Source organism: Pseudomonas fortuita (genome assembly GCF_026898135.2).
Lineage (GTDB): Bacteria > Pseudomonadota > Gammaproteobacteria > Pseudomonadales > Pseudomonadaceae > Aquipseudomonas > Aquipseudomonas fortuita.
Window position 1 is genome coordinate 432,681 of record NZ_CP114035.2, and the last position, 12,209, is coordinate 444,889.

At 63.1% G+C, this 12,209-nt stretch carries 12 protein-coding genes; 7 read left to right on the plus strand and 5 right to left on the minus strand.

Going from position 1 to position 12,209, the window contains the following annotated elements; all coding sequences use genetic code 11:
* Positions 1 to 20: 20 nt before the first annotated feature.
* Entirely contained in the window at positions 21 to 464 is a 444-nt protein-coding gene (locus tag OZ911_RS01900; protein WP_024717961.1) for a response regulator, read from the plus strand.
* 120 nt (positions 465 to 584) lie between these two features.
* On the opposite strand, the gene OZ911_RS01905 is transcribed toward OZ911_RS01900, so the two are convergent.
* Positions 585 to 2,762 carry a malate synthase G gene (locus OZ911_RS01905; protein ID WP_023047096.1) on the minus strand — a complete coding sequence of 726 codons (2,178 nt, stop codon included), beginning with the start codon at positions 2,760 to 2,762 and terminating at the stop codon, positions 585 to 587.
* A 449-nt stretch (positions 2,763 to 3,211) separates the two neighbouring features.
* Between OZ911_RS01905 and OZ911_RS01910 the strand changes: the two genes are divergently transcribed.
* Positions 3,212 to 3,730 (plus strand): glycine cleavage system transcriptional repressor, encoded by a 519-nt coding sequence (locus OZ911_RS01910; protein WP_016484572.1) that lies wholly within the window; start codon positions 3,212 to 3,214, stop codon positions 3,728 to 3,730.
* Positions 3,731 to 3,979: 249 nt separating this feature from the next.
* Here OZ911_RS01910 and rarD read toward each other — a convergent pair whose 3' ends face one another.
* The 4 genes from rarD to OZ911_RS01930 all read right to left on the minus strand — a co-directional run bounded on the left by rarD (position 3,980) and on the right by OZ911_RS01930 (position 7,625).
* Positions 3,980 to 4,867 carry an EamA family transporter RarD gene (rarD, locus tag OZ911_RS01915; RefSeq protein ID WP_016484573.1) on the minus strand — a complete coding sequence of 296 codons (888 nt, stop codon included), beginning with the start codon at positions 4,865 to 4,867 and terminating at the stop codon, positions 3,980 to 3,982.
* A gap of 64 nt (positions 4,868 to 4,931) precedes the next feature.
* The gene (locus OZ911_RS01920; protein ID WP_070086413.1) at positions 4,932 to 5,906 is read right to left on the minus strand and encodes an SrkA family protein kinase; all 975 of its coding nucleotides are present in this window, start codon (positions 5,904 to 5,906) and stop codon (positions 4,932 to 4,934) included.
* 164 nt (positions 5,907 to 6,070) lie between these two features.
* Positions 6,071 to 6,835 (minus strand): TOBE domain-containing protein, encoded by a 765-nt coding sequence (locus OZ911_RS01925; RefSeq protein WP_016484575.1) that lies wholly within the window; start codon positions 6,833 to 6,835, stop codon positions 6,071 to 6,073.
* A 58-nt stretch (positions 6,836 to 6,893) separates the two neighbouring features.
* Positions 6,894 to 7,625, minus strand: a complete 732-nt coding sequence (locus OZ911_RS01930) for a ComFC family protein (protein WP_070086412.1) — start codon at positions 7,623 to 7,625, stop codon at positions 6,894 to 6,896.
* A gap of 89 nt (positions 7,626 to 7,714) precedes the next feature.
* Here OZ911_RS01930 and bioB point away from each other — a divergent pair, with 89 nt between their 5' ends.
* From bioB to bioD, 5 genes are read left to right on the plus strand one after another with little or no spacing between them, the layout of a single operon-like run.
* The gene (gene bioB / locus OZ911_RS01935) at positions 7,715 to 8,773 is read left to right on the plus strand and encodes a biotin synthase BioB (RefSeq protein WP_016484577.1); all 1,059 of its coding nucleotides are present in this window, start codon (positions 7,715 to 7,717) and stop codon (positions 8,771 to 8,773) included.
* Between the two features lies 1 nt (position 8,774).
* On the plus strand, positions 8,775 to 9,947 hold the full coding sequence (gene bioF, locus OZ911_RS01940) for an 8-amino-7-oxononanoate synthase (RefSeq protein WP_023047097.1): 1,173 nt from the start codon (positions 8,775 to 8,777) through the stop codon (positions 9,945 to 9,947).
* On the plus strand, positions 9,940 to 10,671 hold the full coding sequence (locus OZ911_RS01945) for an alpha/beta fold hydrolase (protein ID WP_016484579.1): 732 nt from the start codon (positions 9,940 to 9,942) through the stop codon (positions 10,669 to 10,671). The genes bioF and OZ911_RS01945 overlap by 8 nt, the downstream gene beginning before the upstream one ends.
* Positions 10,664 to 11,482, plus strand: coding sequence for a malonyl-ACP O-methyltransferase BioC (bioC, locus tag OZ911_RS01950; RefSeq protein WP_016484580.1), 819 nt, complete (start codon positions 10,664 to 10,666; stop codon positions 11,480 to 11,482). Before OZ911_RS01945 ends, bioC begins: the two co-directional genes overlap by 8 nt.
* Before the next feature lie 10 nt (positions 11,483 to 11,492).
* Positions 11,493 to 12,173: a dethiobiotin synthase gene (gene bioD, locus OZ911_RS01955; RefSeq protein WP_016484581.1), complete on the plus strand. Its 681-nt coding sequence runs from the start codon at positions 11,493 to 11,495 to the stop codon at positions 12,171 to 12,173.
* Positions 12,174 to 12,209 lie beyond the last annotated feature (36 nt).

The following is a 12,209-nucleotide window of genomic DNA, read 5'->3' on the forward strand; positions in this document are numbered from 1 at the left end:
ATTTTTTTGACGAGATGAGCATGCCTGAGCACACCGACATCTTGAGCGACGCCGAGCGTGAGGCATTGGCCGTGGTGAGTGCGCCTGTGGCACCCAGGCCGTTGGTGCTGGTGGTAGATGACAACGCGGTTAACCGCGAGGCGCTAATCGTGTACCTGAAAAGCCGGGGCATCGATGCGGTGGGGGCGGACGGGGCAGAAGAAGCCAGGTTGTACCTGCATTACCAGCAACGGATTGCTTTGATGATCACCGATTTGCGCATGCAGCCAGAGGACGGTCTGGACCTGATCCGGCAGATTCGCGAGTCGGAGCGCGCAGCGTTGTCGATCATCGTGGTGTCGGGCGACACGGATGTGAAAGAGGCGGTGGACGTGATGCACCTGGGGGTGGTGGATTTCCTGCTCAAGCCGGTCGACCTGGGCAAGCTGCTGGAACTGGTGAAGAAAGAACTGAAAATAGAGTGATGCAGAAAGGGGCTGCTTTGCAGCCCATTCGCGGCACAAGGCCGCTCCTACAAGGGTTATGCGTTCCCCTGTAGGAGCGGCCTTGTGCCGCGAATGGGCCGCAAAGCGGCCCCTTGCGGTTTACAACCCGTTACGCGCCTTGAACTCGCGGCGACGGCGGTGCAGCACAGGCTCGGTATAGCCGTTCGGCTGTTTGCCACCTTCCACCACCAGCTCTACAGCCGCCTGGAACGCGATGTTGTCGTCGAAGTTCGGCGCCATCGGGCGGTACAGTGCGTCACCGGCGTTCTGCTGGTCGACCACCACGGCCATGCGCTTGAGGCTTTCCAGCACCTGCTCCTGGCTGACCACGCCATGGCGCAGCCAGTTGGCCAGCAGTTGGGCGGAAATGCGCAGGGTGGCACGGTCTTCCATGAGGCCGACGTTGTTGATGTCTGGCACCTTCGAACAACCCACACCCTGGTCGATCCAGCGCACCACGTAGCCGAGGATGCCCTGGGCGTTGTTGTCCAGCTCGTTGCGGATTTCTTCGTCCGACCAGTTGGTGTCGGCGGCCAGCGGGATGGCCAGGATGTCGTCCACCGATGCCGGGGTGCGCGAGGCCAGTTCACGCTGACGCGCCTGGACGTCCACCTTGTGGTAGTGCAGGGCGTGCAGGGTAGCGGCCGTCGGCGACGGTACCCAGGCGGTGTTGGCACCGGCCAGCGGGTGAGCGATCTTCTGCTCGAGCATGGCGGCCATCAGATCGGGCATGGCCCACATGCCCTTGCCGATTTGCGCACGCCCTTGCAGGCCGGTGGCCAGGCCAACGTCGACGTTGTTGTTCTCGTAGGCGCCGATCCACTTCTCGTTTTTCATGGCGCCCTTGCGCACCACGGCGCCGGCTTCCATCGAGGTGTGGATTTCGTCGCCTGTGCGGTCAAGGAAACCGGTGTTGATGAACGCCACGCGCTCGGCGGCTGCCTTGATGCAGGACTTGAGGTTGACCGTGGTACGGCGCTCCTCGTCCATGATGCCAACCTTGACGGTGTTGCGCGGCATGCCCAGCAGGTCTTCGACCTGACTGAAGATTTCCGCGGCGAAGGCGACTTCTTCCGGGCCGTGCATCTTCGGCTTGACGATGTACACGCTGCCGCTGCGGGTGTTCTTGCGGCTGGTGTTGCCGTTGAGGTTGTGCAGGGCGATCAGGTTGGTGAACAGGCCGTCCTGGATGCCTTCGGGGATCTCGTTGCCTTGGGCGTCGAGGATCGCCGGGTTGGTCATCAGGTGGCCAACGTTGCGCACGAACAGCAGCGAACGGCCATGCAGGGTCACGCTGCCGCCGTTGGGCGCGGCGTACTCGCGGTCCGGGTTCATGGTGCGGGTGAAGGTTTTACCACCCTTGGTCACGGTTTCGGCCAGGTCGCCTTTCATCAGACCCAGCCAGTTGCGGTAGACGATGACCTTGTCGTCGGCGTCGACGGCGGCAACCGAGTCTTCGCAGTCCATGATGGTGGTCAGCGCCGACTCCATCAGGATGTCTTTGACGCCAGCGGCGTCGGTGCTGCCAACCGGAGTGCTGGCATCAACCTGGATCTCGAAGTGCAGGCCGTTGTGCTTGAGCAGCACGGCGGTCGGTGCAGCAGCATCACCGTGGAAGCCGATGAGCTGGGCATCGTCACGCAGGCCGGTGTTGCTGCCGCCTTTGAGGGCAACAATCAGCTTGCCGCCTTCGACGCGGTAGCCGGTGGAGTCGACGTGCGAGCCGGCAGCCAGTGGCGCGGCTTCGTCGAGGAAGGCGCGGGCGAAGGCGATGACCTTGTCGCCACGGGCCTTGTTGTAACCCTGGCCTTTTTCGGCGCCGCCTTCATCGCTGATGGCGTCGGTGCCGTACAGGGCGTCATACAGCGAACCCCAGCGGGCGTTGGCGGCGTTCAGGGCGAAACGGGCGTTCATCACCGGAACAACCAGCTGCGGACCGGCCATGTGGGCGATTTCTTCGTCCACGTTCTGGGTGGTGGCCTGGAAATCGTCGGCTTGTGGCAGCAGGTAGCCGATTTCCTGGAGGAATGCTTTGTAGGCGACGGCGTCGTGGGCCTGGCCTTTGCGTGCCTGATGGTAGGCGTCGATCTTGGCTTGCAGCTCGTCGCGCTTGGCGAGCAGGGCTTTGTTCTTTGGAGCGAGGTCATTGATGATCTTCTCTGCACCCGCCCAGAACTGCTCGGCGACGATGCCGGTCCCGGGGATGGCTTCGTTGTTCACGAAGTCGTACAGGACCTTGGCGACCTGAAGGCCACCGACTTGAACGTATCCAGTCATTGCTTGCCTCACTCTGCTCAGCTATTTCGCTCTTCTGTATTAAGCCTGTAGCGCTTCTCTAAACACGGCACCAGTGCGTGCCCCCGGGTTGTACCGGGCGCGGCTGGGTGCGGCTTGCCAGACAGGCCGGCAGGCAGTGTGCGTATTTTCACAGGCGCCTTGGCAGACATCCAAACGACGTTTTGTAGTCCGCGCCACGGGATACTACATGAAGCAGTAGGCGGGGCAAAATCAGACTAAAAGCGCCGTTATGCGACCCGTTGGTCGCGTATGGTCACGCTGGGAGTGGGTATGTTCGCAAAAAACAGGTGGATTGTTCCAGATAAATCTTGAAACAGTACACGATTCGTTGTGCTGGCCGCCCTGCGGCAGGTTGCCGCGCCTTGCCTATACTGAGTCGATCCCCCGATTTACTGCCGCCGGGCGCGGTCCGACACGAGGAAGGGCTTGTGGATCATCTTGTACTGACTGTTATCGCCCCTGACAAGGCCGGCCAGGTCGAACGCATTGCCCAGTGCATCGCCGACCACAGTGGCAACTGGCTGGAAAGCCGCATGTCGCGCATGGCCGGGCAGTTTGCCGGCATCTTGCGGGTGGCGGTGCCGGCAGAGAATTATGCTGAACTGGTGGCGTCGTTGCAGGGGTTGGCGAGGTATGACATTCGGGTGCTGATTGCCGAGAGCGGTATTGAACCGTCGTGCACCTGGAAGCCGATTGCCATGGAGCTGGTGGGGAATGACCGGCCGGGGATCGTGCGCGACATTACCCGGTTGCTGGCGGATCTGGGCGTGAACCTTGAGCGGTTTACCACTGAGGTACGGCCGGCACCGATGAGCAGCGAACCACTGTTTCATGCAGATGCCTTGCTGGCGCTGCCGTTGACCCTTTCACTGGATGAACTGCAGCAGAAGCTGGAGAGCCTGGCGGATGATTTGATGGTGGAGTTGAAGTTGCGGGCGGAGGATTGATCCGACATTGCCGGGGGCTGCATTGCAGCCCCTTGCGGTTATCCCGATATCACGGGGAAGGCCCTGTGGATAACCTGGGGGTGTAGCGCTCCAGCCCAGGTACCCTGTGCCTTGCACGGTTTTGATCAAAAAACGTTCAAGTTTCAGCCGCTTGTGCACAAAGCACGGGGACGAGGGTGTGGATAACCTTTGGAGATGTCGCTGCAGGCCACGAACCACGTGGCCTGCATGGTTTTGATCATTTATTGATCAGCTTCGCTTGCGCAAACTCATCCACGCATCAACGCTGTAAATCGCCAGACCCGCCCAGATGAACATGAACGCCACTAGGGTGCTCGACGACAAATGTTCATCGAACAGCAGGACGGCCTGCAACAGCACCAAGGTGGGCGCCAGGTACTGCAGGAAGCCCAAGGTGGTATACGGCAGGTGCCTCGCCGCAGCGTTGAAGCACACCAGCGGTATCAGCGTTACCGGCCCGGCAGCCATCAACCACAAGGCTTCGCTGCTGGTGTAAAACGCCCCTTGGGCACTCATCGCCGCCGGGTGCAGCAGCAGCCAGCCAAGGGCCAGCGGCACCAGCATCCAGGTTTCCACCACCAGGCCCGGCAATGCCGCCACTGGCGCCTGTTTGCGAATCAGCCCGTAGAAGCCGAAGCTCAACGCCAGCACCAGCGACACCCAAGGCAGGCTGCCTACCTGCCACACCTGCTGTGCTACGCCTAAGGCGGCCATGCCCACCGCCAGCCATTGCAGGCGGCGCAGGCGCTCGCCAAGTATCAGCATGCCCAGCAACACGTTGATCAGCGGGTTGATGTAGTAACCCAGGCTGGCCTCGAGCATGCGGCCGTTGTTTACCGACCACACATAGGTCAGCCAGTTGCCGGCGATCAGTGCACCGCTCAGCGCCAGAATGCCCAGCCGGCGCGGGTTGTCACGCAGTTCGCGCCACCAGCCGGGGTGTTTCCACACCAGTAGCAGCAGCGAGCCGAACAGTGCCGACCAGAGCACCCGGTGGACAATGATCTCCACTGCCGGGACGTTCTGGATTGCCTTGAAGTAAATGGGGAACAGGCCCCAGATGATGTAGGCGCTCAGGCCCAATATGTACCCGCGACGCGGGTTTGCGGCGTGCATGCAGAATCCTTGCTTAGGTAGCTAAATATAGCGACCCCTATTGTAGACAGAGACGTCCCTACCTCTAGAACAATTTCAGGGGTGGCTCATCCAGCGCAGCCATCTGCTCGCGCAGCGCAAGAATCTGGTCGCCCCAGTAGCGTGGCTGGCCAAACCAGGGGAAGCTGGGCGGGAATGCCGGGTCGTCCCAGCGCCGCGCCAGCCAGGCGCTATAGTGCAGCTGGCGCAGGGCACGCAACGGCTCGATCAGGGCCAGTTCGCGCGGATCGAAATCGTGGAACTCGTTGTAACCGTCGATCAGTTCGGCCAGTTGCCCCAGGCGCTCCTCGCGGTTGCCCGCCAGCATCATCCACAGATCTTGCACTGCCGGGCCCATGCGGCAGTCGTCAAGGTCGACCACGTGGTACACCTCGTCTCGGTGCATCAGGTTGCCGGGGTGCAGGTCGCCGTGCAGGCGGATGAGCTGGTGCGGTGTGCGGGCGTAGATGTCCTCGACACGCTTGAGCACGTCGCGTGCTACGGACTCGAAGGCCGGCAACAGTTCGCGCGGGACAAAACCACCGTCCAGCAGGGTGTTCAGCGAGGCGTGGCCGAAGTTCTCCACAGCCAGGGCCTCACGGTGCTCGAATGGTTTGGTGGCGCCTACGGCATGCAGGCGGCCGAGCAGCTGGCCAAGGCGGTAGAGCTGGTCGAGGTTGCCCGGCTCCGGAGCGTGGCCGCCGCGGCGCGGGAACAGAGTGAAACGGAAGCCCTGGTGCTCGAACAAGGTGCGGCCGTCGTGCTGCATCGGCGCAACCACAGGCACCTCGCAGTCGGCGAGTTCGGCGGTGAAGCTGTGTTCTTCGAGGATCGCCGCATCGGTCCAGCGGCCTGGGCGATAGAACTTGGCGATCAGCGGCTGAGCGTCTTCAATGCCCACCTGATAGACGCGGTTCTCGTAGCTGTTCAGTGCCAGCACCCGGGCGTCGCTGAGAAAGCCGATACTTTCCACTGCGTCCAGGACCAGGTCGGGGGTGAGGGTGTCGAAGGGGTGGGACATGGTGACTCCGGAGGGTAAGCAGCGTGGGGCCATGGTAACGCGTTATGCCTGTACCGGCCTCTTCGCGGCTAAAGCCGCTCCCACAGGTTTTGTGCACATGTCTCAGGCGGCGCGTTCCCTGTGGGAGCGGGTTTACCCGCGAACCGCGCTGAAGCGCGGCCAGGCTATGCAGGAACCCCGATCAACACATAGGACGGATGAAACTGCACCTGCACCGCACTGCCCGCCGCCACCGGCTGCCCAGCCAACCAGTGCGCCTCGGCAATGGCACACAATGTCTGCCCATTGCCCAACGCCAGCCGGAGCTCACTGGGCCCGTCATCCTCTGCCAGCACCTCTTCCACCGTTGCGTTCAAGCAGTTGCTGCCCGCTTCGGGGGCTTCCCCCTCCGCCAGCAACCGTACCCATCCCGCCTTGAGCAGCGCCACCACCATCGTCCCCAGTGTCAGCTCCAGCCGCGCGGTGCTGTCGTGGGTGATCAGCGCATCAATCTCCAGCCCGCCGCCTAATGCCAGGCTGACGCGATCATATCGGCCTTCACGACGCAGGCCGCTGACCTGGCCCTGCAGCTGGTTACGCGCACTGGTGCGCAGCATCAGGCGCCCGAGCAGGTCGAGGTCGCTGGATTCTTCGGCGGCTTCAAGCATTTGCGCCTGCAGTGTCTGCAGCCGTTGATACAAGCGCAGCACCCGCTCGCCTTCCGGCGACAAGCGCGCACCACCACCGCCACGGCCACCGGTGCTGCGCTCGACCAACGGCTGGCTGGCCAGGTTGTTGAGCTCGTCGATGGCATCCCAGGCAGCCTTGTAGCTGATACCCGCTGCCTTCGCTGCGCGGGTGATCGAGCCTTGCTCGGCAATGTGCTGCAGCAGAGCGATACGCTGGGGGCGGCGGGCGATGTGCTGGGTGAGAAGCGTGGGTAGGGGCATGGGCGTTCGTCGTTATAGTCAGAATGGATAGTGTGCAGGAGCGGCGATCCGCGCCTGGTCAGATATACCCCGGCTTGGGCGTACGTGCCAGGCAATACACATCCACCCGCCGCGCGCCTGCCCTGCGTAGTGCCTGGGCAATAGCTTGGGCAGTGGCACCGGTGGTCAATACATCATCGACGATGGCGACATGCTTGCCTTCCAGTTCACGGGTTACAGCAAACGCCTGACGCAAATTGTGCCGCCGTGCCTTGGCGTCCAGACGTTGCTGTGCCGGTGTCTCGCGCGTGCGCGCCAGTATTCGCTCATCGCAATTTACCCCCAATTGCGACCCCAGCCACCGCCCAAGCATTCCTGCCTGGTTGAACCCACGCTCGCGCAGTCGACGCTTGGCCAGGGGTACAGGCAACAGCAGGTCAGGACGGGGCAGCCCTTCGGCAAAGCGATGCATTAGCCCATGCCCCAACAATTCAGCCATCAGCCGGCCCAGAGGCCACTGACGGTTGTGCTTGAAGCGGCTGATCAACGTGTCCACCGGAAAACCGAAATGCCACAGCGCAACGACCTTATCGAAGGCCGGCAAGCGCTGGGAACACTGGGCGCAGGTCAGGCCGGCCATGGGCAAGGGCAAGGCACAACGCAGGCAGTGGTCACCCAGCCATGGCAGTTCCTGCTCGCAGGCGATGCACAACGGGTAGTGCTGCTCGACAGGCTCATCGCACAATAAACACGATTGATTAATAAGTGAGCACTTGTAAACCAGTCTTTTCCAGTGTGGTTGACAGTTCATGGGCCTTCCGTAACTATGCGAGCTATCCGTGATGCGCTTGTGGGCTTTCCTGTCCCGGCGCCAGCTTCAGCCTAAACAAGGAAACGCCGATGAGCGCCAGCACAACTGCAACAACACGTCACGACTGGTCCCTGGCCGAGGTCAAGGCGCTGTTCCAGCAACCGTTCAATGACTTGCTGTTCCAGGCGCAAACCGTGCACCGCGCGCATTTCGACCCTAACCGGGTGCAGGTGTCGACCCTGCTGTCGATCAAGACCGGCGCCTGCCCGGAAGATTGCAAATATTGTCCACAGTCCGGCCACTACAACACCGGGCTGGAAAAACAGAAGCTGATGGAAGTGCAGAAGGTGCTGGAAGAGGCTGCCCGCGCCAAAGCCATCGGTTCTACCCGCTTCTGCATGGGCGCGGCGTGGAAGCACCCGTCGGCCAAAGACATGCCCTACGTGCTGGAAATGGTCAAAGGCGTGAAGGCCATGGGCCTGGAAACCTGCATGACCTTGGGCAAGCTCGACGAGGAGCAGACTCGGGCCCTGGCCCAGGCCGGCCTGGACTACTACAACCACAACCTCGACACCTCACCGGAGTTCTACGGCAGCATCATCACCACCCGCACCTATAGCGAGCGCCTGCAGACCCTGGCTTATGTGCGCGATGCGGGGATGAAGATCTGCTCTGGCGGCATCCTGGGCATGGGCGAGTCGCTGGACGACCGCGCCGGCCTGCTGATTCAGCTGGCCAACCTGCCCGAGCACCCGGAGTCGGTGCCGATCAACATGCTGGTCAAGGTTGCCGGCACGCCGCTGGCCGAAGAAGAGGACGTCGACCCGTTCGACTTTATCCGCATGCTGGCCGTCGCCCGCCTGCTGATGCCCAAGTCGCACGTGCGCCTGTCCGCCGGCCGCGAGCAGATGAACGAGCAAATGCAGGCCTTGGCGTTCATGGCTGGCGCCAACTCGATCTTCTACGGCGAAAAACTGCTGACCACTGCCAACCCACAGGCCGACAAAGACATGCAATTGTTCGCACGCCTGGGCATCAAGCCAGAAGCGCGTGAGGAGCATGCCGACGAAGTGCATCAGGCGGCCATCGAGCAGGCGTTGGTCGAACAGCGCAGCAGCGAGATGTTCTACAACGCTGCATCGGCCTGATATGGCCTTCGACCTGGCGGCGCGCCTGGCCGAACGGCGCGCCGCAGACCTGTATCGGCAGCGGCCACTGCTGGAGAGCCCGCAAGGGCCTGAAGTGGTGGTCGACGGCCAGCGGCTGCTGGCCTTCTGCAGTAATGACTACCTGGGCCTGGCCAACCACCCTGAGGTGATCGCCGCCTGGCAGGCCGGCGCCGAGCGCTGGGGTGTGGGGGGAGGGGCCTCGCATTTGGTGGTGGGCCACAGTACGCCGCACCATCAGGTTGAAGAGGCGCTGGCCGAACTGACTGGGCGCCCGCGTGCGTTGTTGTTCTCCACGGGCTACATGGCCAACCTGGGCGCCATCACCGCGCTGGTGGGGCAGGGCGATACGGTGTTGCAAGACCGCCTGAACCACGCCTCGCTGCTGGATGGCGGGCTGCTCAGCGGTGCACGCTTCAACCGCTACCTTCACAACGACCCGGCCAGCCTGGCCAGCCGCCTGGAGAAGGCCGTTGGCAATACGCTGGTTGTGACCGATGGCGTGTTCAGCATGGACGGCGACGTGGCCGACCTGCCGGCGCTGGCCAAGGTCGCACGCGCCCGCGGTGCCTGGCTGATGGTCGACGATGCCCATGGCCTGGGCACCCTCGGCGCACAGGGCGGCGGCATCGTCGAGCACTTCGGCCTGGGCCTGGAAGATGTGCCGGTGCTGATCGGTACGCTGGGCAAGGCTTGCGGTACGGCTGGCGCTTTTGTTGCCGGCAGCGAAGCGTTGATCGAGACACTGGTGCAGTTCGCCCGCCCCTACATCTACACCACCAGCCAGCCACCTGCGCTGGCCTGCGCCACGCTCAAGAGCCTGGAGCTGCTGCGCCGTGAAACCTGGCGTCGCGAGCACCTGACAGCGTTGATTCGCCAGTTCCGCGAAGGTGCGCAGCAGATCGGGCTGGCGTTGATGCACAGCCCGACGCCGATCCAGCCGATCATGATTGGCGACAGCGCACAGGCCCTGCGCCTGTCGCGTATGTTGCGCGAGCGCGGCTTGCTGGTGACCGCCATCCGCCCGCCCACCGTACCGGCCGGCAGCGCACGCCTGCGGGTAACCCTGAGCGCCGCGCACAGCGAGGCGCAGGTGCAGCTATTGTTGAATGCATTGGCCGAGTGTTATCCACAACTGGAGAACGCCGATGCGTAATCGTCTTGTACTGCTGCCCGGCTGGGGGCTGGGTACTGCTTCACTGGAGCCGCTGGCGGCCAGCCTGCGCGCCCAGGATACCCGCCTGCAGGTAGAGCTGATGCCACTGCCGGAATTGGACCACAGCGATGTGCAGGGTTGGGTGGATCACCTGGACCGCAAGCTGCCCAGCAATGTCTGGCTGGGCGGCTGGTCGCTCGGTGGCATGCTGGCCAGCGCGCTGGCGAAACAGCGCGGCGATTACTGCTGTGGCCTGCTTACCCTGGCCAGCAACCCCAGTTTCGTCGCCCGGCCAGACTGGCCCCATGGCATGCCCGAAGACACCTTCGGCACCTTCCTCGATGGCTGCCGCAGCCATACACAGGTGACCCTCAAACGCTTCCGTACCTTATGCAGTGATGGCGCCCTGCAGCCGCGCACGTTGCTACGCCAACTGGGTGTTGGTGTGCCGGACACCGACCCGCTGTACCTGGGCACCGGCCTTGAGGTGCTGGCCAAGCTGGACACCCGCGAAGCACTGCAGGCCTATGGCGGCCCGCAATTGCACCTGTTCGCAGGCAGCGATGCATTGGTGCCGGCAGAGGCAGCGACGGCGTTGAGCGAGCTGCTGCCTGATGTGGAAGTGGGCCTGGTCGAAGACAGTTCCCACGCGTTCCTGCTGGAGTACCCACAGGAGTTGGCGGCGGGCATCAAGAGTTTCCTGCATGAGAGTGGCGATGACTGACCTTTCCCGTCCGACCCTGCCCGGCGCATTGCCCGACAAACGCCAGGTGGCGGCTTCGTTCTCCCGCGCTGCGGCCAGCTACGATAGCGTGGCAGCCTTGCAGCGCGCTGTCGGTTTGAACCTGCTGGAGCAGTTGCCAGCAGGCATGCAGCCGTCGCACTGGCTGGACCTGGGCAGTGGCACTGGCCATTTCAGCCGAAAGCTGGCCGAGCGTTTCGCACAGGCCAGCGGTGTGGCAGTGGACATCGCCGAAGGCATGCTGCGCCACGCCCGGCATGAACAGGGTGGGGCGCGCTACTACGTGGCCGGTGACGCCGAGCGTTTACCGCTGCGAGATGCCAGTGTCGACCTTGTGTTCTCCAGCCTGGCCGTGCAGTGGTGCGACCAGTTCGCCAGTGTGCTGGCCGAGGCGTTGCGGGTACTGCGCCCGGGAGGCGTAATGGCCTTCAGCAGCCTGTGCGTGGGGACATTGGGCGAATTGCGTGCCAGCTGGCAGGCGGTGGACGGCCTGGTGCATGTAAACCGCTTCCGCCGGTTTGAAGATTACCAGCGCCTGTGTGCCGACAGTGGCTTTGCACAACTTGGGCTGCAGCGCTGCCCCCATGTGCTGCACTACCCGGATGTACGCAGCCTGACCCATGAACTGAAGGCGCTGGGCGCACACAACCTCAACCCGGGTCGCCCCTCAGGCCTCACCGGCCGCGCCCGCATGCAGGGCCTGTTGCAGGCCTATGAGGCATTTCGCCAGCCCGAGGGGCTGCCAGCCACCTATCAGGTGGTCTATGGTGTGTTGCGCAAGCCACAGGCGTAAGGGGAGCGAGATGAGCCAGGCCTATTTCATTGCCGGTACCGACACCGATGTCGGCAAGACCACCATCGCCGCCGGGCTTTTGCATGCGGCGCGCTTGCAGGGCATGAGTACTCTGGGTGCCAAGCCGGTGGCCTCCGGCTGCACGATGACAGCGAAAGGCTTGCGCAACAGCGATGCCCAGGCGTTGATCGACGAAAGCACGATCAAGTTGCCCTATGAGCAGGTCAACCCGTTTGCCTTCGAGCCTGCGATTGCCCCGCATGTGGCGGCGCGTGAGGCGGGGGTCACGTTGGCTGTTCCGGAGCTGCTGGCGGCAATGCGCAATGTGCTGCAACAAAATGCCGATTTCACCTTGGTCGAAGGGGCAGGTGGCTGGCGCGTGCCACTGTCGGGCCTGGAGAATCTTTCCGACCTTGCCGTTGCGCTGCAGTTGCCGGTGATTCTTGTGGTTGGGGTGCGCTTGGGTTGCATCAGCCATGCCTTGCTCAGCGCCGAGGCCATCGAGCGTGACGGGCTGCAACTGGCCGGGTGGGTGGCCAACATCATCGAGCCCCGTACTTCGCGACTTGAAGAGAATCTGGCGAGCCTGGCGGAGCGCTTGCCGGCGCCTTGCCTTGGGCGGGTGCCCAAATTGAAGCAAGCCAGTGCCGATATGGTGGCTGAACACCTTCAGCTGGATCTGCTGGATTAGCCGTTTCCACGCCCGGCCCCTTCGCGGGGGAAACCG